The organism is Occallatibacter riparius (assembly GCF_025264625.1).
GTDB classification, from domain to species: domain Bacteria; phylum Acidobacteriota; class Terriglobia; order Terriglobales; family Acidobacteriaceae; genus Telmatobacter; species Telmatobacter riparius.
On sequence record NZ_CP093313.1, the window covers coordinates 1204785 to 1229185 of the forward strand.

Annotated in this window: 16 protein-coding genes and 2 pseudogenes; 14 read left to right on the plus strand and 4 right to left on the minus strand. The window is 55.0% G+C overall.

Annotated features, from left to right (window positions below):
• Window positions 1-322 precede the first annotated feature (322 nt).
• A pseudogene (locus tag MOP44_RS28010) lies at window positions 323-2992 on the minus strand (putative Ig domain-containing protein); the annotation flags it as partial.
• Window positions 2993-3117: 125 nt separating this feature from the next.
• On the opposite strand from MOP44_RS28010, the gene MOP44_RS04765 reads away from it, so the two are divergent.
• Together MOP44_RS04765 and MOP44_RS04770 are read left to right on the plus strand one after the other, a co-directional pair.
• Window positions 3118-5190: a hypothetical protein gene (locus MOP44_RS04765; RefSeq protein ID WP_260794769.1), complete on the plus strand. Its 2073-nt coding sequence runs from the start codon at window positions 3118-3120 to the stop codon at window positions 5188-5190.
• Window positions 5191-5214: 24 nt separating this feature from the next.
• Window positions 5215-5790 carry a hypothetical protein gene (locus MOP44_RS04770; RefSeq protein WP_260794770.1) on the plus strand — a complete coding sequence of 192 codons (576 nt, stop codon included), beginning with the start codon at window positions 5215-5217 and terminating at the stop codon, window positions 5788-5790.
• A 377-nt stretch (window positions 5791-6167) separates the two neighbouring features.
• Here MOP44_RS04770 and MOP44_RS04775 read toward each other — a convergent pair whose 3' ends face one another.
• The gene (locus MOP44_RS04775) at window positions 6168-6905 is read right to left on the minus strand and encodes a hypothetical protein (protein ID WP_260794771.1); all 738 of its coding nucleotides are present in this window, start codon (window positions 6903-6905) and stop codon (window positions 6168-6170) included.
• Between the two features lie 430 nt (window positions 6906-7335).
• Between MOP44_RS04775 and MOP44_RS04780 the strand changes: the two genes are divergently transcribed.
• The 6 genes from MOP44_RS04780 to MOP44_RS04800 all read left to right on the plus strand — a co-directional run bounded on the left by MOP44_RS04780 (window position 7336) and on the right by MOP44_RS04800 (window position 14032).
• On the plus strand, window positions 7336-8622 hold the full coding sequence (locus MOP44_RS04780) for a hypothetical protein (protein ID WP_260794772.1): 1287 nt from the start codon (window positions 7336-7338) through the stop codon (window positions 8620-8622).
• A 14-nt stretch (window positions 8623-8636) separates the two neighbouring features.
• Window positions 8637-9350: a hypothetical protein gene (locus MOP44_RS04785; protein WP_260794773.1), complete on the plus strand. Its 714-nt coding sequence runs from the start codon at window positions 8637-8639 to the stop codon at window positions 9348-9350.
• 113 nt (window positions 9351-9463) lie between these two features.
• Window positions 9464-9808, plus strand: a complete 345-nt coding sequence (locus tag MOP44_RS28015) for a helix-turn-helix domain-containing protein (RefSeq protein WP_390905472.1) — start codon at window positions 9464-9466, stop codon at window positions 9806-9808.
• Window positions 9772-10488 (plus strand): hypothetical protein, encoded by a 717-nt coding sequence (locus MOP44_RS04790; RefSeq protein WP_260794774.1) that lies wholly within the window; start codon window positions 9772-9774, stop codon window positions 10486-10488. The genes MOP44_RS28015 and MOP44_RS04790 overlap by 37 nt, the downstream gene beginning before the upstream one ends.
• A gap of 56 nt (window positions 10489-10544) precedes the next feature.
• Window positions 10545-11717 (plus strand): ComEC/Rec2 family competence protein, encoded by a 1173-nt coding sequence (locus MOP44_RS04795; protein WP_260794775.1) that lies wholly within the window; start codon window positions 10545-10547, stop codon window positions 11715-11717.
• A complete protein-coding gene (locus MOP44_RS04800) occupies window positions 11717-14032 on the plus strand; it encodes a ThiF family adenylyltransferase (RefSeq protein WP_260794776.1) in 2316 nt (771 codons plus the stop codon). The genes MOP44_RS04795 and MOP44_RS04800 overlap by 1 nt, the downstream gene beginning before the upstream one ends.
• 112 nt (window positions 14033-14144) lie before the next feature.
• Here the strand turns inward: MOP44_RS04800 and MOP44_RS04805 are convergent, their stop codons facing one another.
• A complete protein-coding gene (locus tag MOP44_RS04805) occupies window positions 14145-15020 on the minus strand; it encodes a ComEC/Rec2 family competence protein (protein WP_260794777.1) in 876 nt (291 codons plus the stop codon).
• Between MOP44_RS04805 and MOP44_RS04810 the strand changes: the two genes are divergently transcribed.
• The 4 genes and pseudogenes from MOP44_RS04810 (at window position 15019) to MOP44_RS04825 (ending at window position 19469) form a co-directional block, all read left to right on the plus strand.
• Window positions 15019-16404, plus strand: coding sequence for a patatin-like phospholipase family protein (locus MOP44_RS04810; RefSeq protein ID WP_260794778.1), 1386 nt, complete (start codon window positions 15019-15021; stop codon window positions 16402-16404). The two genes, MOP44_RS04805 and MOP44_RS04810, sit on opposite strands and share 2 nt — an antisense overlap.
• A gap of 98 nt (window positions 16405-16502) precedes the next feature.
• On the plus strand, window positions 16503-17585 hold the full coding sequence (locus MOP44_RS04815; RefSeq protein WP_260794779.1) for a hypothetical protein: 1083 nt from the start codon (window positions 16503-16505) through the stop codon (window positions 17583-17585).
• Window positions 17555-18370, plus strand: a pseudogene (locus MOP44_RS04820) (S8 family serine peptidase); the annotation flags it as partial. The gene MOP44_RS04815 and the pseudogene MOP44_RS04820, both read left to right, overlap by 31 nt.
• Window positions 18371-18380: 10 nt before the next feature.
• A complete protein-coding gene (locus MOP44_RS04825) occupies window positions 18381-19469 on the plus strand; it encodes a ComEC/Rec2 family competence protein (protein WP_260794780.1) in 1089 nt (362 codons plus the stop codon).
• 110 nt (window positions 19470-19579) lie between these two features.
• Here the strand turns inward: MOP44_RS04825 and MOP44_RS04830 are convergent, their stop codons facing one another.
• On the minus strand, window positions 19580-20821 hold the full coding sequence (locus MOP44_RS04830) for a hypothetical protein (protein WP_260794781.1): 1242 nt from the start codon (window positions 20819-20821) through the stop codon (window positions 19580-19582).
• 1219 nt (window positions 20822-22040) lie between these two features.
• Here MOP44_RS04830 and MOP44_RS04835 point away from each other — a divergent pair.
• Both MOP44_RS04835 and MOP44_RS04840 read left to right on the plus strand, forming a co-directional pair.
• On the plus strand, window positions 22041-23267 hold the full coding sequence (locus MOP44_RS04835) for a DUF262 domain-containing protein (RefSeq protein WP_260794782.1): 1227 nt from the start codon (window positions 22041-22043) through the stop codon (window positions 23265-23267).
• Window positions 23268-23269: 2 nt separating this feature from the next.
• Window positions 23270-24337 (plus strand): HEPN domain-containing protein, encoded by a 1068-nt coding sequence (locus tag MOP44_RS04840; RefSeq protein ID WP_260794783.1) that lies wholly within the window; start codon window positions 23270-23272, stop codon window positions 24335-24337.
• The last annotated feature ends 64 nt before the right edge of the window (window positions 24338-24401 follow it).

Below are 24401 nucleotides of genomic sequence, written 5' to 3' on the forward strand. Positions count from 1 at the left end.
CTGTGGTCGGCGAGACGGCGGCTCTGATGGAATTCGAAATTACAGTTAGATTGATCGAACGTGAGTCGGTCGAGCCATTGGTATCAGACACAGAACAGGTCGTCGAATATGTCCCCGGATCGTTCGGGGCAGTCCACGTCACGGACGATCCAGATCCGCTAATGGAGCCGAGAGATGCGTTCCAGGAATACGTGAGAGGCCCATCGGAACCGTTGTGGGCTGTACAAAGCAGGGTGGCGCTCGCTAATGACGCAACCGTGTACGGTGTCGCCGTCAAAGACTGGATTTGCGTCGGAGACTCAGGGTCGAATACATCGATTGATAATTTTTGACTTGCTTTTAGCCCAGCTTGATCTACCACATCAACTTCGAAGGTTGAGTGTCCAGCCTGGGTCGGCGTACCGCTCAAAATACCATCTGAACTCACATTCAATCCCGCGGGCAAGGCCGAGGACGATGCTGACCAAAGATATGGCGCCTGGCCTCCAGATGCTGTCAGTGACTGCTGATAAACAGATCCAACGGCCCCGCTGGGTAAATCCTGAGGTGCTGTGATTGTAACCGCAGAGGTGCTCGAGCTGACGGTAATCGAAACCAGGGCATCAGCGCTTGCCGCTGTCCCATCCGAGACCTGCAGTATGAACGGAAAGATGCCCGCCTGACTCGGCATCCCGCTAAAGCCGCCGCTACTGGGATCCATTGTCAGCCCCGGCGGGAGGCCCGTTCCATCTGATCCATCCGTGGTTCTGGTCGAAAAGATATAAGGCGTCGTGCCAAAAGCCGCAGCCACGGTCGCGCTGTAATATGCATTGACTTGGGCGTTGGAGAGCACAAGGCTGTTCGCGACTAGACTCACCGGGGCGTTTGCTTTGCTCGGACGAACAACCAGGAAATATCTGTTTCGACTGCTCCACGATGCCAAGAAGTCCTGTTTTGGGTAAGCAATGTATTCTCCCGACCACGGGCTGTCAGAATCAACTCCCGGAAATGGATCGTTGACGTATACATTTCCAGTTACGTCATCGGGGCTTCCATCCATTCCGACCAATACCATATAATGCCCGCCGACTTTGACTCCCATCTGGTATCTCACCAGCACAATCACGGGGAACCCATTCGCAAGTTCGTGGTATAGCGTTTTCAGGCCTTCTGTTTCTGATGTTGCATGTCCAACTTGCGAAAGAGCAAATCCCTCGCGTACCGCGATTTCCCTCAACGTGCTGAGGGCGAATCCATTGTTGGGGCCGAAATATGTGTCAATATCATTCTTACCTGAATAGTAGAGACATGCCGAACTCGGATATATCTCTCCATCTGTCTTCGTATAATTTCCTTCTTTGCATTCGACGGATTTGCCGTCGTCTCCCTCTGTGAATGGCACAGAATTCAAGAGCGGCATAGCCGGAGCAGGGTTGCAGGTTAGAGATACCGGAGTAGGATCAAGGTTCTGAAGAAGATTAGTTATGTGTTGTGCGGACAGGGTGCAAGTGCTTCCGTTGCTCGTTCTTCTGTCCCAATCAGGGTAGTCGAAGCATGTGCTGCTGTCTTCCTGGCATGAGGTACTGTTTCGATTGCTCTCGTAATAGCTGCGGACCATGAGATATGATGCAGTCCCGCAATTTGCCGTGTCAGTATCGCTATCATTGATCCTGCCGGGCGCCATTTGGAACATCCATGGCACGTGGCCTATGCATGCACCGTTCGTGCCTTGAGATGCTCCACTGTAGCTGAAATTGCACCATGCTACTCCACCTTGCGAGCTTAGGGGCAGAATTGACTTTGAGCTTTGTGATCCATTCGTATTTGAAGTCGATGGGGTACCAATGATGTAAACGACCGAATTGGAACTTGGAGGCTGTGCTGCATCCTTCGGTGGCTCCGCACCTATGCCGGACGAATCGCTTACCACCTCAATCGTCGCCGGATCTGATGTGCCCCCCCCGGGCCCCGGATTCACTACGGTGGGTGAAAGCGTTGATAACGTCGCCAGATTCGCCTCTGGGACGGTTGCGAGCAGCTGATTAGACGAAATGAACGTGGAATTTATAGATCCTGTGCCGAACCGTACGGAAGACGCGGGCAGGAAGTTTGAGCCTGAAAGCAGGATCTGAGTGTCCGGGGAACCAACTGTGATGGTGGAAGGAGAAACGGAAGCCAAAACCGGAGCGAGGTTGTTGACCGTGAGCGTGGACGCCCCCGATGTCCCGCCCCCGGGGGCGGGATTGACGACGGTAACACTGTGAGATCCGGCCACCGTCGCTTGGCTAGCCGGCAGTATTACCGAAATTTCGCCGGTCGATACCAAGGTAACTGTGAGCGAACTTCCGTCCACCATGATTGACGAAGCCTTACTAAATGCTGATCCCGCGAGCGTCAGGGTCGTGTTGGGAGAGCCGACTGGGATGCTGGTTGGGCTTAAGCTTGTCAGGGAAGGTGCCGGGTAGGTCAGGGAAACCTGAGCGGAATTGCTTTTAGATGTGTCGGCTTGGCTCACCGCACCGACGGTCATTGCGCTCCCGCTGGAAGGTATAGGATCCGGTGCTGTATAGAGCCCCGTGCTAGAGATCGTGCCAACAGTGCTGTTTCCTCCGGCCGTGCCATTTACTGACCAAGTCACGGCTTGGCTGGGGTTATTTGTGCCTTGAACAGTGGCACTGCACTGGTCAGTACCTTCTACATTGACGCTGGAAGAGGTGCATGACACTGTAACGGAAGTGACCGTGGGCTGCCCGCCTCCTCCACCGCTCGGGCTTTTGCTGCCACCATTGCATCCAGCGACAAGCCAACATATGACTGCAAACGCAACTACAAGCCATCGCACCATGGAACTGGCTGAAGCCCCTTCAAATTGAGCGGGATCGAAACTCGATTTCTGCACCACGGCTAGCCTCCCACATATTCGCTGACCCACACACAAAAGTCCTCTGCGCCCTAGACATGCCGAGCGCGCGCTCACCTTTACTTCCTGGAGGTGCTGACTTGCCCATGGCATCCGAACGGGCTATCATTTGCAATACGCATGAATAGGCGGGAATTGGTATTTCGCAGTTTTGCGAACGATGCCGCCTTTTGGGCCACACCTCTCCCACAAAAATCTCGCAATCGGCGGCGAGTAACATGCCGGAAGTCACTGTCTCGGGCGAAAGACTGGATCAGTGGAAGGCGATTGCCTCCTACCTGGGCAAGGATGTCTCAACCGTAATCCGCTGGGCCAAAGAGAACGGCTTACCGGTTCACCGAGTGCCCGGAAAGCAGAAGCGACGCCCTGTCTTTGCGTACCGATGCGAGATCGATGCCTGGATGGCCTCCTCGGTTGATAGGGGAGATAAAGCAGTCGGTGGCGACCTCCAGCAACAAGTGGAGCGCACACCCGCTTCGAAGGATTCTCCAGAGACAAGCCTGGACCGCGCCTCGCCGCCCTCCGCTCCACAAGAATTCCTAGTATCCAGGCGTCAGGTCGCTCACAAGCTCATGGTCGTCTGGGTCTTAGCCGGGGCCGTTATCGCCGTGATGGGCGTTTTGGGCTTGCTGCGCCGATTCTTTTATCAACAATTCCATAGTGGTGGCGAAAGCCTCCTTATGAGCGAGGGGTTCCCCGTGGACGGACCACTCGTTGCCGCCGGCGGCAATCTATATTTTGCGGCTTGGCGTGGAGGGCGAATCGTTCCTTTCACTATTTCCGAGAGTGGCGGTACTGCACGTGAGATACCGGTACCCTTCGTCCAATCGCAGCCACTGGATGTGAGTATCGACGGCCGCCGCTTGCTCCTTCTCGTTGGAATGGGGCAAGAGAAAGAGCGAAAGCTCTGGTGGTTTCCTCTAAACGGAGGGGAGCCTACGAGAGTGGGCGAAATTGCTTGTCATACGGCAGCCCTATCGCCGAGCGGTCGTTCCTTGGCCTACGCCTATGGAAACTCGATCTACGTCACCCAAGATAACGGCCTGAGTTCTCGGCTGCTCCACAACTTCACAGGCCTTCCAACGACGCTCAGGTGGTCGAAAGATGGGACGAGAATTCTGTCGCTTGTGCGTGATGACGCCGAGTTCTCAGTCGTCTGGAGGCTGCTCATCGATACTCACGAAGCCTTGACGCTGACATCGCTCGCGCCTCTTACGCGAGTTTCGCATCGCTTTAGTTCGCTTTCACCAGTTTTGGACGACAATGACGACGTTTTCTTGGGAGGGGATGATTCCGATCCTTCCATTTACCTCCTTAAGAATCCTACGATCACTGCATTTTCAGCGACGCAGCTTCAACGTTTTGCGGCGACTCGCAGCGGAGTTTCAGACATCGCGCTGGACAGGAGGTCCCATGCACTTTACTACGGTAGGCCCACTGCCCGACGAGATGAATTGGACATTTATCATCCCCGGTCTGGGAACATTCAACCATTCATGCCTGGCATATCGGCTCATGATGTGGACTTTTCGCGCGACGGCCGGGCAATCGTCTATGTCACGGATCCTGCGAGCCCTACTAATACGCTCTGGGTTGCTCGCTCGGATGGCAACAACCCGAGACAGCTCGATACCCGCGGACTCGATACGGTCGGTCTGCCTCGGTGGTCGCCTGATGGGAAGCAGCTTGCCTTTATGGGGCGACGTTCCGGAGAACCCTACCGCATCTATGTCATGCCCGCATTAGGGCGTGAGCCAGTTGAGGTCTCGCACACGAACGACAATCAAGGCGCGCCAACGTGGTCACCAGATGGTCGAAGCATTCTCTACGGCAGGGTGCTATGCCAGGAGGCAAATGCGTGCGGAATCTTTCGGATCGATTTAGAGACAGGTAGTGTAACCATGATTGCCGGATCCGAAGGGCTTTCGACAGCTCGTTGGTCGCCGGACGGCCGCTACATCGCTGCCCTCCGTACAGAGAGCCATCAGCTGCTGCTAAAGGATCAACGCACTGGACAATGGAAAATACTGGCCGATGGCGTTAATGGTAATGACCTCGCTTGGTCTCCAGATTCTCTCGCGATATACGCAAGCCGTCCTGACGGAGTTCGGCCGGCAGTACTTCGTGTTTCCGTATCTGGCGAGGTGCAGGAAGCGCTCGACCTGAGCCCTTGGACCAGACTGACTGGCCGCGTTGATACGTGGTTTGCAGTGGCGCCTGATGGATCCTTGATATTCGTACGTCTAGTTACCGGAAGTGAGATTATTGCTTTGGATTACATTGCACCGTAACGACCTCCCGGTACCCTCGCAGACGTGCTGGCGGAAGCGGCACGCATCCATCATCCAGGGCTTCCGATGCTCCAGAGTACTGCAGCACTTCTTGCCACGTACTTCGCGAGCACGCCGGATGGATTGCACATCGATACTGTCTTCAGAGACCTGTCTGGCTTCCGGCGGTCTCTGTCCAACCTGCGATACAGTGCCAGTTCGATTGGCGCTCACGGCATCCGTATGCGATCGCTCATTTTCATTGCCAAAAGCCTCCAATGGAATAGCGATGGCCTGATCTCACCAGAATGGAGACCTCTTCTCCTAGCGGCCAAGGGCAGCCGATGTGTAGATCTCGTCCGAGAGATGGCGGTCACGTTCTCCAACCCGGAGGACGCGACGCATGAAGCGGTCGCGGAATGGGCACAACGAAGGTTGGAAATGGGCATGTCGTTCGGGGTAACGAAGGTGAAACGGTCAGCATTGTGGAAGCTGCTTGGGCGTTTTGGCGCGGCGAAGCATGCGCCGCCTTCCCTGATGCACGGCAAGCTGTACAGTACGCCCATGGAGGAGCGCGCAACGAGCGTTGCATCTATGCAAAGCAAGACCAGGAGCCGCTAGCGATTCGTTTATCCGACATCGATAACGGGAGGCGGGCCGGATCGATTGCAAGCCGCCGGGTTGTCGGCCGATGCCGGAGCGAAGAAGATTGTGACGGACAGTATTCCGAGCGCTGGGTCATGAGCCGCACCGCACCAGTGGATCCGCTAGGATGCAGATTCAGGTCTTGTGTCAGCGTCAGATTCAGGATAATAAAGCCGCAATACACCGTTCGCCATGGCTTGAAATACTCCTCGGGCGAGGTGCACATCCCGCACGATAGGCGGTATGTGGCCCGTTATATGATGTTCGTGGCCGTCTGGGCCGACGACCACAAGATCGTACCTCGCGTCCGGTTGTACTGTCAGGGATGCGTTCTCTAGCCTCATCTTCAACAATCACTCTCCTTTGAGATCAAGAAGGTCGAATCTCAGGTTCACGAAAATCTCATCTAGCGAAATCCCCTGTGCTTTGCAGAATCCGGCTATGTCTTCGGGGAGCCGGCTCCAGTGCCCTTCCCCGTAGATGTACATAGTCCATCGTCCGATGCCCTCGTCATCGTCAACGCTGGCGAGCTTATGGTCGCTGAGGATACGGACCTGCTCGCGGATCTCATCATCGGTCAGGCCGGTTGCCTTCTGCACCTCGAATGGGTTCACGGTTGCGCTTCCGAGCCCTCCTAGATCATGTTCCCGAGTTGCTTTTTCATATGCGCGGCGGACCGCGATCGATAGGAGTCTCCTAGTTTCGATCGGAAGCTCTCGCACCCTGGATGCGTACTTCCTCATCCTTTTGACCTCGCCAGGGCGATGCTCATCCGGCGTGCCGAGGATTCCAATGAGGGTGGTCGCCTCGGCAGCTTCGGATTCGAGAGAGTGATCCGTAATAGTGGCATTCATCTTCTCTTCAATTTGAGAGAATTTCCGTTCGTGAGCAGCCTTCATCTCCTTTAGCTTCGAGACGGAGAACTTGTGAACATTGTTTGTAACGACATGGTGCCGGTGACAAAGAAGCAGCAGATTGTCAAAGCTGCGCCGCTCCTCATCGGTCATCGCAGCTCTGAATCTTTCACCGCCCGTCTTTGCTGCCTCAATGTGGCAGATTTCCCCGACGAAATTCCCTTCCTCATCCATCATGGTCTCCTTGCACTTCGGAAAAGCGCAACGGTTGCCTGAATGGAGGTAGAGTCGACGAAGGGTCTCGCGCCGTATCCCGAGACGTTGCGGGCCATCTGCGTTTCTGTTTTTCTGCTCCTTTGCCGCGGTTACCCGGCGAAGGACATTCGTGCTCTTTCCGCTTTTTGGCTTCATTTCTTCTGTCAGTTCTACTCTCGGATTCCATTGTAAGAAAGTGATCAACCGGCATCAAAACACGTGGCCTCTCGACCACCCCTCCGGAGTCTAAATCGCGTAGAATTTGACAAATTCCTGGGATATTCTCTTCTCAGAACATCGCGGCGGAGTTGCAAATGAGAAGCGAGAGAAGATGCGTCCACGAACGACAAGAACACTGGATTATTGGAAATCCCGTCTAACAGCAGTACCTAATCGCATCGACTGTCCGTCGATGCAGCTGCTAACCGGGCGTGATCATGAACCTCCGGTGTTCGTTGGGCCGGGTCAGATTGAGCTCAAGAGCACGACCATTGCGGAATTCCGGCTGTTTGCTTCGGCAAGAGAAAATGCGGACGGTATTCTCAAAGTCCATCTCGCACACGCTAACCCGTACGAGAGGCTCGATCAGTTCCGACTCTTCGCTGAGGATTTTGACGGAACAGAGTGGGCGTGCGGCTGGGTCGTTCCGCGCGTCGAGCAAGACTCCTCCGCAGGGACCTTATTGGTGGGCACGATCAACTCACTGTTGACCAAGGTGTCGGCAGACTGGGTTTCAACTACACCAGGAGCCGAACTCCTGTTTCAACCAAGTATTCATATTCCTATGTCCGCGTCCTTGCAAACCGTTCATTCAATCGCCGACGAAGAGATCTGTCGAAGCTGGCGCCTGGGAATGCACGCGCTGGAGATTCTCGGATCACGCATCGAATTCGCTCAAGACCCCACCGATGGTCTGCTTTGGATAACGGCGAGTACCTCCGCGGAACTTCCCCATCCCTATCTCGAAAACTGGCTCAGCGAGCCGCTGCGAATTCTACTCGGACAACTGCACTACCCTCGACTGGTCGCCCGTAATTTTGGGGACGGATCGGCCTTCATCTCCATTCGGCAGTCGCCGAAGACATACCCGAACGCCTCCATCGGATCGCTGCTTGCTTCGGAGCTTGTTCCTCCGACAGAACGTTTCTGGCAACTGTATGCCGCGCTTCTGACCTTGATCGCCGAGGATCGAAATGACCAGGGACAACCAAATTTCGAGGCGCATCGGATCACGAGGTTCTATGAAGAAGTCATTCAGGCATCGCAGGGCTCGCGATGGGTATGGTGCCTCACCCTTGCGAGTGCGGCAGAAGCGCTCGCGAAAATGTTGATGCGGCCTGAGGATCAACAGACCGAGTTTCCAGCCTCAGATTTAAGGAGCATCAAGAAGACTGTCTCTGCGTGGAAGGGAGATGAGAACTTGAGGTCGCGGATTCTCAGTGCTATCGGCCTCTTGAGCAGAAGGAGCGTAGCGTCATTTTTGCGCGAGTTGGCAAACCGCGGAATCATCGAGAGCCGACAAGCGGCGGCGTGGAACAGGATGCGCAATGACGTCATGCATGGCAATCTGGTCGTGCCCTGGTCGAGTCAGCAAGAGGATGAAACCATCATTGCGTTGGCGGAGTTGGTTCATACCTTGACTCGCGAGATCGCGGGAGTAGGAAACGGTGATAGACGTTTGTCAGAGAGGATGCTGTAACGAAAGGGAACCCGATGAGTATTGACGACCCGGTCGACGCCCACCTGCAGAGCCTGAAGCAGGATCTGGAGGCGAACATCGCAGATTCCCTCGGAGCCCCAACATTAGCCGGCATTCTGTCCCTCATTCCCGGCGTCGGTGCGGCAGTCCAGAGTCTACTAGGCGGCCGCGCGCAACGTAACGTGCAGCGACGATGGATTGAGTTATTTTTGGAAATGAAAAAGCGAATCGAGCAAGCACGTGCTTCGATCCCAGACCATAGCTACTACGGTTCGGAGGAATTTCAGACTCTTCTGGCGCTCGCTCAAGAGCAACTCTGGACGACACATGACAAAGACAAATTGCGGTTACTGGCGATCGCCCTCGCCAATAGTGGTGTCGATGAATTTCGCGGAGATGACAAAGAATTGATGCTTCGCGCACTCCGCACAATAAGCCCGAGTGATCTGAGAACGTTGGACCACGAGAACCTTAAGGGGTGGCTGCCGCTCACGAATCGGTTTGAGTACTCTGATGAAATTTTGGGCAGCCTTTCTCGTCTCGCCAGCCTGGGCCTTGTGACCGAGAAGTTTCTGCGTCCCGATCCCAATGCGAGCGATGAGCAAAAGCTGCATTCTGTATTGCACTTTGGCCCGCGGCGTACCTTTCAGCTGTCCCCATTTGGACAACGGTTCATGCGCTTTGTGGCGGCGCAAGACGGCCAGCAAGATGAAACGGCCTTGCCGTGAATCACCTTCGTTAAAGAGCCATCTGAGTCGGCGAGCCGGACACGTTACCTAAGCTGATTTGCAGGACCAGATTGACCCAGTTCTCAGTCGTTCTGGAGAGTATTCTTATATTCATGGAAACGCTTGGAGCTTTCATTCGACGAACGAGAGATGAAAAAGACATTTCTCTACGAGAGTTTGCGAGGCGTCTGGGGGTTTCCGCTGCATTTGCGTCTGATGTCGAGCTTGGGAGACGCTTTCCCTCGGATGACATGCTGGAGAAAATCGCCGCCGTTCTAGGGAGTGAACTCACGACCTTACGGAAGTTGGATACTCGTGCTCCGGTTGACGACTTGAAGCGTCTCAGCGAGACAGATCCCACCTTCGGGGTAGCTTTTCGGAAGCTAGTCGAGAGGAAAGTGGATCCGGAAGATCTGTTGGCATGGGTTCAAGCACATCCAAAGCACAAGAAATCATGAAGACCAGAGCTGGACAGCCGGGGCCAAATCGACTGTATCTGTCACCTTCACATATTGAACGGTTCTGCGAAGATGCGCTGCGGTCCGTTGGTTTGCTCCCGAATGTCCCCTCCGCCATTCGCATAGAAAGATTCATAGAGAAGAAGTTTGGATTGACCCCGGAGTATGCCGCTCTGCCAGCCGGAGTCCTGGGCTATACAGCGTTCGAAGCCGGACGCCCTATGGGCCTGGTTGTCGATCGGGGATTGGCAGAGGCCGATTCGGCTGTCGCTCAGAGACGAATCAACACGACCCTTGCACACGAAGCGGGGCATTGCTTATTTCACGCCCACCTTTTTAGCAAGGCTCAAGAATCAGAGCTACTGTTCGTCGAAATGGGCGAGGATTCAAAGACACCAAAGATTCTGTGCCGAGACGAGCCGGCCGCACGATACGACGGCAAATGGTGGGAGTTCCAGGCGAATGCAGCGATCGGCCCCCTGCTCTTGCCCAAGGATCTCGTCCTCACAGCGGTCCAGCCGTTCGTGGAAAGCCGGGGCCTGCTTGGGCTGCTGACTCTCGGTAACCAAATGCGCAGCGCTGCTGAAGTGGCCCTCGCAGAGATCTTTGAGGTTAACCCGATAGTCGCGAGGATTCGACTGGCGGGTTTGTTCCCACCCGACCAGCAGCCGACATTATGAAATTTTCCTCTTGCACTGTTCGCACTGTAAGCTTACAGTGGCGACAGAGGTAGGCAATGGGAAACAATAACGACGGATTTGCCCTTCCGATTCAGGGGTATGTGCAGTGGCCCGTTGGAACCGGGGACAGCACAACGGTATGCATGGCGGAAGACATGGTCATGCAGGTTGATATCCACCATTTGGGTCTCGCTGAGAGAGAAGGCGACCCTCACGTTCCGATTGTCGATCGGCTGATCGAGCATCTGCCCAAGCGAGGAAAACGCCCCTATCTTGCTGTCTTTGTGTTGACTCATCCCGATGAGGATCACTGTCTCGGGTTCCAGAAGCTCTTGGCCAATGTCGAGATTGGCGAACTCTGGTTCAGTCCACGAGTCTTTCGCGAATACAAGAAGGATTTGTGCGATGATGCGCTGACATTTCGGGAGGAAGCCGTTCGCCGGGTTCGCAAGACTATTCAATCCAATGGAGATGTTTCCAGCGGAGACCGAGTCCGTATCATCGGCTATGACGACCTGCTTAGGGAAGACGAGTACAAACAGTTCCCAAAGGGCTGTTTCTCGGTGCCGGGCCATGAGGTGGTGGAGTTCGACGGTGTCGATCTGAGTGACCGTTGCCGCGTATTCCTCCATGCGCCGTTCAAAGATTCCGCTGAAGAAGAACGTAATGATTGTTCCGTCGCAATGCAGATCCGCCTGGATGTAGAGGGCGCTTACTCTTATCTGATGCTACTTGCCGATCACTGCTATCCCACAGTGAAGCGCATCTTCGAGGTCAGCAATGCGGAAGACGTCAAGTGGCACATTCTCCTTGCACCGCATCATTGTTCAAAATCCGTGATGTACTGGAAAGACCCCGGAAATGACAGCGAAACCCTCAAGCAGGATGTTCTCGATCTGATCGAAGGTGCAGCCCAGAATCCTGGATATATCATCGCCAGCAGCGAACCGATTCCGGGATCCAACCAGTCAGGCGATTGCCCTCCACACGCGAAAGCCAAAGCCCGGTATCAGGAAATCGCGCCCACTGACTTTCTGTGCACGCACGAACATCCGGGGCAGGATCAGCCGCAACCGATTGTGTTCGAGGCCACAAACAACGGCTTCGTTTATCTGAAACCGGCTGCACGGGCAAAGCAGAGCACGACGGCAACTCTCACATCGGCCGTATCGGCTGCACGCGGTTCGTCAGCTCCACCTTCTTCTCGCGTAGGTTTCGGAGACAAGTAATGCTTCAGGGCCCAAAAACAGCTCTCGAGCAGGTTCGAGCGATCGCGTCGGCTCCAGGAAGCCCGCTCGAGTTACTCGAATTCGATGAGGTGGACGATGGAGGCCTCCATATTCACGTCAGCATAGACTGCTCTGGCATTCCTCACCATCAAGGGGGAATGCCCTTACGTGCTCGCGAACGCTTTCATATCCTCGTGCCGAAGGGATTTCCGTTTGAAGTTCCAGTGCTTGTGGTCTCCCACAAGCGCTTTCTCGGCTTTCCGCATGTCTATTGGGGCTATTATCTCTGCCTCTATCAGGCACCGGAAACGGAGTGGAATCCGTCCGATGGGATGTTGGGCTTTACTGAGCGGGTTGATCTGTTCCTGCGAAACGCGGCGGCAGGCACACTCGATCGTGTTGGAGCTCCAATGCATCCGCCTACTACGCCGGCGTCGCGAAGGAATGATCTTCCGACAGTGATCCCCAAAGCAGACACACCGCCGACCGAAGGACATACCTGGTTTGGATTCGCGACTATCGAGAACATTTCTCGGCGCCGCATTGACATTACGGGCTGGAAATCGATTCTTGATGAAGAGTGGCCCGATGGTCCTGTAGCTGCCGCTGTACTGCTGAACGGTCCTCTGAGTCATCAATTCCCGTCAACAATTGGAGAATTGATCACTGCGCTCCAAGAGCGGGGCGTAAATCGCAATACCCTCAGTCTTCTCCTTAGATGTGGATTGATACAAACTGAGGCTGATGCGCCCCTGTTGCTCATCATCGGTGCACCGATGCGCGGTATCAAAGGTGCGGAAGGGCCGAAGCAGCATTTGACCGCTTGGTGGATCGATCCCGAGACTGCCAACAGACTGCGGCTCGCAATGCCGAAAACTACCGATTCTGAGGAGCTTCGCAGCCTGCGGGCGGATTTTGAACACACCTATTTCACAATACTTGAGCAACAGCGAGTTCATTGGTGTCCTCTCTTCGAAGACAGGCCTGAAATCATCGTTCGGCGCGACGGCGGAACCCCGGCCGGTTGGTTCCGCGGCAAATCAGTGACAGTATGGGGATGCGGAGCGATCGGAGCACAGATCGCTGAGGGAGTTGCACGAGCCGGCGCTGCGCGATTGAACCTCTACGACAACGCCCGCATCAAGCCCGGAGTCCTCCTGCGACAACCGTATGACGATGTGGAAGTCGGCGACTTCAAAGCCGACGCTCTCAAACAGCGTCTTCAGCGGATTCGCCCAGACCTTATGATTCACGCGCAAGTAGCGGACGTGAGGCAAGGCGTTCTCGATCGAGAGGACTGGCACGATGGCGCCGATATTGTTTTTGATGCCACGGCGTCTCGTTCGGTATTAGCAAAGCTCGAGTGGACGAGAAAGACACATTTCCATCGAGTGCCCATCATCTCCCTGGTCTTTGGTCCACGAGCGCGGAAAGGGATGCTTCTCGTCGTAGGGCCCGGACATTCAGGCGGGCCGTTCGATGCTAGTCGATCAGCGAAGCTTCGACTTCTGACAGACAAGCGAGGCAAGAAGTACCTGGAAGACTTCTTCCCGCAAACCGCTGGACACGCGTTTCAGCCAGAACCGGGCTGCTCGGAACCAACATTCATTGGCTCTTATTCTGATGTCGCCTCTCTCTCGCACTTGATGTTGAACGCGGTCCCTGAGATCCTCGAATCGCTCCACCCCTCTGAGGCTGAAGCGCGATTTTACTCTCCCTCGATTGACGCGCCAGACAACACGGGCCAGCTTCGCTACCGCATTGACGGGCGGCTGCAGAGCCACGACCTAACCAGCGGATTTGAGATTCGGATTAGTAGAAGTGCTTGGCTTCAAATGCAACGGCATATCAATCAAAGCGCATGGCGTTTTGGACGGCGGGTTGAGACCGGAGGCATACTCCTCGGTGAACGCGACGAGTCTTTGAAGCTAATGTGGGTCGATGAATTCAGCGCACCTCCTCGCGATAGCACTCTGACAGCAACAGAGTTCATCTGTGGTACTGAAGGGACGGCGAAATTGCATGAGCAACGCAACCGGGTGTCACGAGGCTCTGTTCGCTATGTCGGGATGTGGCATACGCATCCGGATTCTCTTCCTGTGCCCAGCGCGACCGATATCCAGGCAATGGCTTTGCTATCAGACGAGACCGGTGGCCTACTTGCCCATTCCCTGATGATCATCATTGGCACTCCGTATCAGCGCCTGGCGCTCGCAACCTACGCATTTTCCCAGGCTGAACTAAGGGAAGGGAGGTTCACCCGTTTATGCGCAGTTTCGCATCCTCCATCTGCGTTGCAAGCGGCAGGAAGCTAAGCAATATTGCTCGTGCATTTCGCCACATACCTTCTGCCAATGCGATGCGAACGATCCCACGATACGAGCTATAGACACCAGGTCGCATCGGGGCGGAGTGCGAGCGTCTCGCCTAGATTTGATTCCGGCTCGGTATTGGTTCATCCGAGAGTTGTTCTACTTCAACACGAATGTTCGGGCCCCAAAAACCGCGTTCAATTTTTAGAAGGATATTGCCATCGCGCCTCGTTGTGACGCACTTTCTCGCTGCTGATGCAGTCCCCGCATAAACCTTCATCCCCGAGCTGACCGAGCAGTATTGATCAGTGACGCTTGTTTCTTGGCTGGGTCCATCTGAAATGATGGTGAGCTTCGGATGAATCACTTCAAAGAGCGGCCGGTAGAAACCGCTCGATCTGCCATGATGCGGTGCAACGAAAATGTTTGTCCCCTTGATTGCTTTCTTGAACTCTTTGTCACCCAACAACGATGCCCACGATGGCTCCTCGTTATCGCCCGTTATCAATACCTTTGTTTCTTCATACTCCAGCAAAGTAACCACACTGAAGTCGTTCAAATTCGCGCCGCTGACCTCTGGAAAGAAGTGCCGGATCGAAACGCCTCCGTAGTCGGCTTCCTGATTCGAATTCAGACCGAACGGCATTCGATAGCTATGAGACAAAACGAGTGCTGAATACTCGCTGATGGTGTTGCCTTCCGGCGCTCCCCTTCGCAACAGTTCTGCAGGGATAGAAGGCGCCACGAGTTTGCGAATCGGAATTCCAGCGAGCTGGGACATGTCGCACAGGTGATCTTCGTGGGGATGGCTCAGGATCAGCAGATCAACCGCGTCGAGAAGCCCCTTGGCCCGAAGGAGCCTGATTGGGCTAAAGGTGCGCCCGTTGGAATCCGTCCCGTTTCCAAGATCCACTATGATTGAGCGCTGATTCGGGGTCAATACGAACGCGGCGCTGCCATGCTGTACATTCCAGAACAGAACCTTCAACATGAACTTCTCCACCTTGGGGCCGAATCTGATGGTTGACTATACGGTTGATCGTACCAGCGGTTCTAGCACCCTTCAAAGCGTGCGGATCGGCATCGCAATGTCGGGAGGCGGGTTCCGCGCTGCAGTGTTTCATCTGGGCGTCTTGCGTCGTATCGCAGAGCTCGGGTGGCTGCCACATCTGGACATCATGTCGACCGTGTCGGGTGGTAGTGTCATCGGTGCCTTTGCGGCATCGCGATGGTCGTCAGTCGCCCGGGATGGTGGCGATTGGTCAGCACTCGAGCGACATGTCGTGCGTCCGTTCATCGAGCTGATCACAACGCGAGATTTCATTCGCGAGTGGGCCTGGAGCCTTCCTTGGCTGCCGTTCAGAAAGCTTTTGGATGCGACGTTCACCAGGACGAAGCTCGCCGGGCTTCTTTTCGGTGACGTCTTCTGCAACGGACTCCGCTGTTCAGAGCTCCCCGAGCGACCCTATCTCGTTCTCAATTCAACGAGTCTGGTCTCCATCCGATCCTGGCGCTTCACACGGGACGGGATGGGCGATTCGAGAATTGGCCTAGCCTCGTGGGGCAGCAAACCGTTGTCGCTGGGCGAGGCGGTCGCGGCGAGCGCCGCATTTCCGCCAATTTTTCCGCCGGCGAGGATTCGGCGGAGTGATTACACGTTCAGTCCGCCCGTCTACGGTGAGGACTCCGTTCCCAATTACCCGTTGATTCCGGTGACAGACGGTGGGGTATACGACAATCTCGGCGTCGAAGCCATCGGGAAGCAGACGATCTTGCCCGGAATCGGAAGAGTAGCTGCCCCAGAGTTTTTGATAGTGAGCGACGCGGGATACCCCGCTCAATACAAATTCCGTTCAAATGGGATTCCTGTCCTTGCGTCAGCTCTGCTGCTCTACAGGGTCAACGGAATCGCCCAAGAACAAGCTGCTGCTCAGCGCCGGCGAGCTCTTGTCGCCGACTTTTCAAATCCGTCAACCTCGAGAAAGGGCCTGCTAGTCATGCTCGGTAGCGGAATTCAGCGCATTCCGAACGGACGGGGAAAAGAATATGAAGATGCGGTGGGGTCCCAGTACATGATTCCTCCGATCGTGGCAGGGGGAATTAGGAGAATTCGAACAAATTTGGACCGCTTCGACCCGTTGGAGTGCGAAGCGCTGATGTACCACGCATACGTCATGACAGACGCTTTCCTCTGGGCTCACCGCCTAACCTGCCCGGAGCGCTACCGCGTCCCGAACATTCCGGATCCGATCTGGCGGATTGAATTCACGGATCAGCGTATCAGGGAATGGCAAAACGTTTTAGTGCGAGGAAATGGGGCGCGCATGGAAGAGCGCCGGATTGCGAAGGCACCCAGTAGCCCAAAATCCGTATAACGCCATGGGACTGTCGCCCAGCATTCGGACGCGCCGTAGATCCATGCGTTCGGTGTAATATAACCTGTTCCATAGATACCATCCCTCCGAGCCGATCCATGCCCAGCCTGAACGACATGTGGATGTTTGACCGTTTGTGCCAGCTGTTATACCCCCGCGATTGCAGCGAGAAGCGTTTCACGCAAGACTCGCCGATCCTGGCGGAGGTCTGGATGGCTTTCGCCGAAGTCAAAGAGTTCGAGCGGGTGGACATCTTGCTCAATCCTGATTTCAAGTCCGGACCAGGTCAATTGGCGGCAGAGCTGCGCAAGCGCGGACTGAAGACTGCTGAGCACCAACTTGCTTACAACGAATCGCACGTTGTGGTCCGTGTTCAACTCGAGGAATTGTTGACAGCTGTTCTTCCGCTGTCCGACTGGTGGCAACGCATCGCCGCGTCCATCGACGGTCCGCAAATCGTTCACGACGCTGTGAGCGGCAGGACGGAGCAACCGAACCGACAGAAGCGTCGCAAGCAGCCCGAGGCTTTCTCGGACCTATCCTACTTGGCGAAGGTAGTTCGAGAAATTATGGTGATGCGCAAGCCGACACGAGGGTCGAAGTCACGAACAATTCTCGATCCTCTGATCGAGAACTGGTTGTCGCAAGCGCTCGAACTTCGCCCTCCCCTTCTATTTCAAGTGTCGCTGAACCGCCGGGCTAGCCCTTCGATCTTCAGATCACGCGAGACGATAAAGGCCGACGCCGCAACGCGAGTTTTCGGGATCAAATGCGATCAAATTGCGTGGGCCGTAGTTGATACGGGCATCGATGCCCGGCATCCCGCATTCCTCGCGTCAAATGGCAGCTCAAGAGTTGCCAGGAGCTTTGACTTTACACGATTACGCATTCTGCTTAATGCCGAAGATCAATCTGTCGACGGGGTTTTTTCCCACCTTGCACCGGAGAAATACCAAGCAATCCAAGTACAAGTGACTCAGAGACTTCTTGCCGGTCTGCAGATTGACTGGGATCTCATCCTACCGTGCTTGGAAATTCCGCATGACTTCGGTCCAACTCAGACCACGCCGACTGGCAGTGTCGTCACGAAGAAGTCTCCCACCGGGGCCCATCGTATTCTCCGCCGTCAAATGACCACGGCACTCACGTTGCAGGGATCCTGGGAGCAAACTGGAATGTGAAAGATCCGACTCTGAAAGGCATAGTGCCTTACGGCGTCGCTGATCGACTGAACCTCCGGAATGTTCTTGAAGGCGACGGTCTCAAGGGGGTATGTCCGGATATCACGCTTTATGATCTTCGAGTGTTTAATGCGGATGACGAGTGCGATGAGTTTGCCATCCTCGGAGCACTGCAGTTTGTACGCTATCTCAACTCCTCCAAAAGCAAGCGATTAATTCACGGGGTAAACCTCAGCATCTCGCTGGAACATCAGGTACGCAGCTATGCATGCGGCCGCACTCCGGTTTGTGACGAGTGTGAGCGCCTCGTCTCGAACGGCATCGTTGTAGTTGTGGCAGCCGGAAACACTGGGTACGACGACGGATCCAGCCTTGGATTGTTTGGAAGCTATCGGCAAAGCAGCATTACGGATCCGGGCAACGCCGAATCGGTGATTACGGTCGGGGCAACGCATCGCAATATGCCCCACACCTATGGAGTTTCCTACTTTTCGAGCCGTGGGCCGACAGGTGATGGACGTCCGAAACCGGATCTCGTCGCTCCTGGAGAGCGAATTTTTTCAACGGCAGTCGACAATGGTGCCAAGACAATGGATGGAACCAGTATGGCTGCGCCTCACGTAAGCGGCGCAGCCGCGCTCTTGATGGCTCGGCATAATGAGCTCATTGGAAACCCACACGAGGTCAAACAGATCTTGTGTGGAACTGCTACTGATCTGGGACGAACGAGTCCATACCAAGGCGCGGGGCTTCTGGACGTGTTGCGAGCAATTGAGTCTGTATGAGGAAATCGGAATGTTCACCTTCGAAGCGCTAGATGCCAAGTTTGGCGACTGCCTGCTCCTACATTTCGGACAACCGGAGCAACCACGACTCATCGTAGTGGACGGTGGTCCCAAAGGTGTATTCGAGGAATCACTTGAGCCACGCCTTCAACAGTTGAGACAGGAGCGCGGGCTAGAGGACGATGACGTCTTCGTGACTGACCTCCTGATGGTCAGCCATATCGATGATGATCATATCCATGGCGTTCTGGACTGGTTAACCTATTTCGTTACTTCTGGCCAGGAGTGGCAAATCGTCGAATGCTGGTTTAATTCCTTCCCGGACGTGCTCGAGAATACACGCAAACTGAAAATTGCGACGCTCAATGGCCAAGGAAAGTTGTTGTACCCGAATCCGTCGAGGGACGCTCGCGGCATTGTCGCAAGTGTCGCACAGGGCCGAGAGCTCCGAGATACATTGACGCCCCTCGGCACTCGGATTAACGGGGGTAAAGGTGTCGTTTTCGTTCCTGATAACGTTCCGACATTTTCCAAAGCGGGCCTCACTTTGACGCTGCTCGCGCCCAATCAGAAGGCCGTTCAGCGGCTCGAACACAAATGGGAAGTGACTCCCATAAAAACGGCTGCTTTGGACAGTGCGGTCGAGAATCTCTCCTCCCTTGTCGTTCTGGCCGAGTCCGACGGCTGTGCCGTGCTCTTGACCGGCGATGCACGAGGCGAATACATAGTGGACGGACTCGAAAGCGCCGGCTATCTGAGAGATGGGCGGTGTCGTGTCGACGTGTTGAAGCTACCCCACCATGGAAGCTCCCGCAACTGCACCAAAGATCTTTTCAACGCCGTTGAAGCGCAACATTACGTGATCTCTGCCAATGGTAAATACAATAACCCGGATACCGAGACGCTTTGCCTGATTGCGGAAACTCGAGGCGAAAACAGCGATTTCTTAGTGCACCTGACGAATGCGCCGGACAAGTATGATTCATCTCCTGAAGGTAAGAAGCTTTTTGAAAACGTCGGTCGTGCCGTGAAGCAATACCCTTGGCTTAAGAGCCATATGCGCTATGGAGCCCCCATCCGTCTTACGCTCGCAAAGTAGGTGATGTTAAATCCGAGTGGAGTATAGGGGTTAGCTGCACGTCTATGCACTCCGAGAACACGAATGATCGAAACTGGCGAGTTCACGGCGGCTGCGGTAAGCTGCGTTTCTTAACTGGTTCTAGCACCTAAGGGGACATATCGTTCTCCCGGAGTCTTCCAGGAAAGGAACAATTCCAGCGGATTCTGCGCGCCCACGAATTCTCGCGCCAAGCGGAGGCGCTCTTGTACCGCTTCTAACTGTGTTCCGGAGAGCATGGTAGCTCGTTCTTCGACCCCTTTGAGGAATTGCTCGATCGCGACGGCAGCTGCCCAGGCCTGGATGACGTGGTTCAGCTGCTCACTGCTGTCCTTGACGGACTTCGCAATTTGACGTTGATCCTCTTCACGCCGCCACCTCTCTTGTTGCGCTTTCCACTCCTGCTCTCTCAAGTCCGCCTGATGTTCTGCCTCTTGGATGGCCTTGAGCATCAATTGCGAGGAACTTTTCATCGATCTTACGATTTTGGTGATGTCCTCGGTTAGTGTGCGTGCTGCGGTTTCTTGAAACATCAGTGACCACGAGACATCAGGATGTGGCGAGTAGACGACCAGCCGGAGGCGTCCAGAAGGAACCTCTTTTGTCGTCGTCCAGGTATGGTCGGCAGCTGTTCGGGAATTCCTTGGCGGCCTGTATTCCGATTCACGGATGTACTTTCCATCTACATACCGCATCAACACGGCTTCAGTCATTTCAACCACCGTCAGTCCGAACGCAAGACTCCCGACGTAGACCACCGTAAGACTGGACGGCCGCCACAGATGCCTGCCGTTATAGGCGTAGTTCTGATTTTTGACCTTTGGGATGTCCTCGCGTTCATCTATGTGGGGACGGTGACACAGTCTACTCGATGGCACAAAGCGCACGCGGTGACCAGCAGATCCCAAGGCATTGAACAAATCATTGGCAAATGCGAGCGCTCTTTTGAGGCCAGCAGCCGATGCGATCACGTCGACCAGCTGCCGCTTGAAAGGACGAAGGAGATGGCCTCCTTCGATCTTGTGGCCCTTTTCGTAGTGCTGCTTCGCGCCTTGGAGGAGACTGTGAGTTCCGGTCGCTATCCGATGGGAGCGTGGCACCGGCGGTGCAGATGCCGTGAGTGCAGGGTGGACTCGGGTCCGCAGCGGATCTCCCTCCTGGAACCAAAATGTTTGATCGCCGGGTACGGCTTCAGGCAGTTTCGGGCGCACGGGAGCCTTTCCCACTTCCAGTTTGGCCCAGTATCCCCGCTCCGGGCGGGGAACATTGAGCACCGTACAAATGCGGGCCATGTAGCTGCCCGAGACCGAAAACTTCTCGGCCACTTTCGTCATAGGCATAGACCAAACATGCTCATACAGTTCGTCTCTCCCAATCACTTGCCGCTCGGTCCTTTCTCATTTGGCTGTTCATGCTCACGATAATACGGGCGCACTACGGAAGGCCTTATCGCAGTAGTGAGGACGGCAGCGCATTTTCGACAGATTCCTCGGATGATCGAATCGATGTACACCTTCATTTACTGCTTGTGAGCACGGTGTCGTGGTGGACTGCTTCGTTCGCTGGACTGCCTGTCCGAACGCTTGCTATAGCCCTGGAGTATGGAGATAGGCTATGTTCTCCCCTAGGAGCGACAACGATATGAGGGAGACGAAGTACGCAGTTGAACTGTGCGAGCCCGCAGTACGGCGATTTCCAACCGGTGATGAAGTCCGGATTGAAAGACTGCATATCAGGGAATCGCGGGAAGAAGAAATCCGTTTCTCTTGGTGGAAAGACGGAAAGATGATCCCGCGCCCGCTCGACCTGTCTGAGGAAGATCTGGTCGTACTGCTCAAAGATGCGCTCTCGAACGATGTATTCACTCCATCTTCAGAGAAACGCTCCGCACGATGCTCTGAAAGTGAGAAGTACGCGCCATTTGTCCTTCGTATTCAATGGAGTAAGCAAAATTGGCGCACGGCGTTCTGGGGCATCAGCGTTGGGCCCCGTCCGAGTAGGCGAAATTGGCGCACGATTAGGGCCCTTTCGACGTCAGAAGTCGTTTGTTTCCGACGCCGGAGTAGGGAGAATTATTGTTCGGTTCCAGCGGAGGTTCTCGCATGAGCCTGTGCGTTTTGATTTCCACACTGTGACGCTTCGACTACAGGCTATCAATTATGGGTTGCCCATACAGCCATATAGAGAGCAGCGCATCCATCGCAGAATCAATAAGATAGCGGCACGCGCTAGACCGTTTATGCGCAAGTGTTGACCGAATATGCGTAGGGAACCAGTGTTTGTAGACCGGATATGCGTTGACTAGGTAGACCGAATATGCGTGAAAAACTCCACTGCTGCACATCGGCCTGTGGAATCGTCTCGATGAGACCCATTTGCTGGCACGGAGGCAGTTTCAAGGAAGGCAGACCTCCTCTGACAGACCGACGAAAGATTACCGGTTCGAACCTGAATTGTGGTCTGCCGAAATACCCTGGTAGGTGAAATGGTTCTTCAGAGGCAAGGCGGGCATGACATCATTAATGGTTACAGGAATTCTTAACAGCCAAACTGATGACGACCTATTCCATCAATGGATTGTACGAAGGGGAGCAGCTGACACTGGACTTCGGCTCCGGAAGTCCGGTCATTCCTCATGACCGCGGCTCCATCAATGCCAAATACGTTAAGGGCGAGGTGCGAATCGTCACCGAGCAGGCGCGATACCCCCTGCCCACGATCGTCGGCATGTACGAGGACACCAAGAAATACGTCCTCAACCCGGATTTCCAACGGCGTCACCGCTGGAATCGGGATAAGCAGAGCCGCCTGATCGAGTCCTTCATCATGAACGTACCGATCCCGCCGGTGTTCCTTTACGAGGTCGAATACTCAAAATACGAGGTGATGGACGGTCTCCAGCGCATGACGGCCATCTACGACTTCTATAAGGACAAGTTTCCGCTGACTGGACTCGAAGAATGGCGGGAGCTGAACGGTCTGCGCTACTCGCAGTTGCCGGACCAGGTGCAGAAGGGCATCGACCGGCGTTACCTGTCTTCCATCATCCTGCTCCAGGAAACGGCGAAGACGGCGCACGAAGCACAACGCCTGAAGCAGCTCGTCTTCGAGCGCATCAACAGCGGAGGCGTGCAGCTCGAGCCGCAGGAATCGCGCAATGCCATATATGACGGACCGCTGAACCGGCTTTGCATTGAACTCGCGCGAAACCCCTATCTATGCCGCATGTGGGATATTCCGGAGCCGACCGCTACCGAACTCGAAACCGGGGTGTTCGCCGATGATCTTGTGTCAAATGAGACCTTCCGGCGGATGGAGGATGTCGAACTGGTATTGCGGTTCTTCGCGTACCGGCAGCGGCTCCTGCACGACCAAACGGCGCTTAACGTCTATCTAGATGAGTTCCTGCGGCAGGGAAATGGGTTTTCGAGCGAGCTCCTCACCAAATACAAGGACTTATTCCAGCAGACGGTGAAACTCGTCTTCGAGGTCCTAGGGGAGGATGCGTTCCATCTCTACCGGCAACGAAAGAGCGGCTGGAACTGGTTTGACCGTCCGACGAAGGTTGTCTATGAGCCGCTTATGTATGCCTTCAGCCAACGCCTGGACCGTGCGGAGGAGCTGGTGCTCAAGGGACAGTATGTCCGTGAGGCCCTGCAGGAGTTCTATCAGAGCAACTACGCCATATTTGAGGGCAGGAAGGTCAATCGTGCCGACATGAACGCGAGGAACGACGCGTTAATCGGGTTGCTCGATTCGATTCTTGCTGCAATCGTCTAGCCATGTGGTCCTGCAATGGCACGCTCAGGGACGGCCTCGCACTACTGCGGCATTATCTCGATGGCCTCGATCAGCAGGACAAGCTGCTCGACCTTCAGTCGGAGTCTTGCGGCGATGCAGGTCCCGTACTAAAGACCATCCAGGAGCATTTCCGAGCGAGGAATAACAAGGCTCGCTACGAATACAACACCGTTATCGTTTCGCTGTACGGCTACCTTGAGAGATTTATCGAGGAGCTGATCGGGGAATATCTTCGGGGTGTCTCCAGTAATGTTGCGACCTTTGCGGAGCTCCCGCCGATCGTGCAGACCAATCACCTGCCGTTATCGCTGGAGCTTGCCCGGAAAGTTGACTACCAGCGCTACGCCGGGATGGTACGGGTCGAGGACGTGGTGGCGCGGCTCCATATGTGTTTCAGTTCGCCGGATAAATACCAACTAAATGTCGAGGCGTTCTCGCAACACACCGCTAATTTTCGCCACGGCATCGTGACAGCGACATTCGCGCAAAGTGGCGTCAGCGAACTCGGACCGGCACTTCGAAGGGCTGATGCCTTCAAGAATTTCCTTGCCACTGAAAATCCGGAGCGAGATCTCGATACCTACCTTGCGGGTAACGACGAGATTGTGTTTGCGCGGCTCGATGACCTAGCGAACCGGAGGAACGACGTCGCGCATGGCACCCCCACGGACGATTACCTGTCGCACGACCTGCTTCGGGAATTAATCGACTTTGTCGACGCCTATACAACCAGCCTCGGCGAGATTATCTACGAGCGCGCCTTACCCTTCATGGCACGGAGGGCATCGCCACTAGGAGCCGCGATAACCGTAATAGATCATCGGATTGTCTGCGTGAATCTGCCGGCGGGAAAGGTCTCCGTGGGCGATATCCTCATCGCCAAGACCCAGGACGGCAGTCGCCCATTTAAAGGCGGCCCGATCAAGGAAATTCAGCGCGATCACGTGCCAACGCATAGCATCGATGGTGGGCCTGGAGTGCAAATTGGGATTCTAGTAGACTTCGGGGCGAAGGACAATCATGAGTTTTACGTTTTCAATATAGTGTGATCATTTCCGACGAGTAACATGCCTCAGGCGTTAGCCCATCGAAAGTGGGACCTGCTGCCGTTTG

What these genes read in the sequence shown, in the direction of transcription:
- MOP44_RS04765 (WP_260794769.1), top strand. Translation starts at nt 3,118, where the DNA reads ATGCCGGAAGTCACTGTCTCGGGCGAAAGACTGGATCAGTGGAAGGCG.
- MOP44_RS04775 (WP_260794771.1), bottom strand. Translation starts at nt 6,905, where the DNA reads ATGATGGATGAGGAAGGGAATTTCGTCGGGGAAATCTGCCACATTGAG.
- MOP44_RS04780 (WP_260794772.1), top strand. Translation starts at nt 7,336, where the DNA reads ATGCAGCTGCTAACCGGGCGTGATCATGAACCTCCGGTGTTCGTTGGG.
- MOP44_RS04785 (WP_260794773.1), top strand. Translation starts at nt 8,637, where the DNA reads ATGAGTATTGACGACCCGGTCGACGCCCACCTGCAGAGCCTGAAGCAG.
- MOP44_RS28015 (WP_390905472.1), top strand. Translation starts at nt 9,464, where the DNA reads ATGGAAACGCTTGGAGCTTTCATTCGACGAACGAGAGATGAAAAAGAC.
- MOP44_RS04790 (WP_260794774.1), top strand. Translation starts at nt 9,772, where the DNA reads ATGGGTTCAAGCACATCCAAAGCACAAGAAATCATGAAGACCAGAGCT.
- MOP44_RS04795 (WP_260794775.1), top strand. Translation starts at nt 10,545, where the DNA reads ATGGGAAACAATAACGACGGATTTGCCCTTCCGATTCAGGGGTATGTG.
- MOP44_RS04800 (WP_260794776.1), top strand. Translation starts at nt 11,717, where the DNA reads ATGCTTCAGGGCCCAAAAACAGCTCTCGAGCAGGTTCGAGCGATCGCG.
- MOP44_RS04810 (WP_260794778.1), top strand. Translation starts at nt 15,019, where the DNA reads ATGAACTTCTCCACCTTGGGGCCGAATCTGATGGTTGACTATACGGTT.
- MOP44_RS04805 (WP_260794777.1), bottom strand. Translation starts at nt 15,020, where the DNA reads ATGTTGAAGGTTCTGTTCTGGAATGTACAGCATGGCAGCGCCGCGTTC.
- MOP44_RS04815 (WP_260794779.1), top strand. Translation starts at nt 16,503, where the DNA reads ATGCCCAGCCTGAACGACATGTGGATGTTTGACCGTTTGTGCCAGCTG.
- MOP44_RS04825 (WP_260794780.1), top strand. Translation starts at nt 18,381, where the DNA reads ATGTTCACCTTCGAAGCGCTAGATGCCAAGTTTGGCGACTGCCTGCTC.
- MOP44_RS04830 (WP_260794781.1), bottom strand. Translation starts at nt 20,821, where the DNA reads ATGACGAAAGTGGCCGAGAAGTTTTCGGTCTCGGGCAGCTACATGGCC.
- MOP44_RS04835 (WP_260794782.1), top strand. Translation starts at nt 22,041, where the DNA reads ATGACGACCTATTCCATCAATGGATTGTACGAAGGGGAGCAGCTGACA.
- MOP44_RS04840 (WP_260794783.1), top strand. Translation starts at nt 23,270, where the DNA reads ATGTGGTCCTGCAATGGCACGCTCAGGGACGGCCTCGCACTACTGCGG.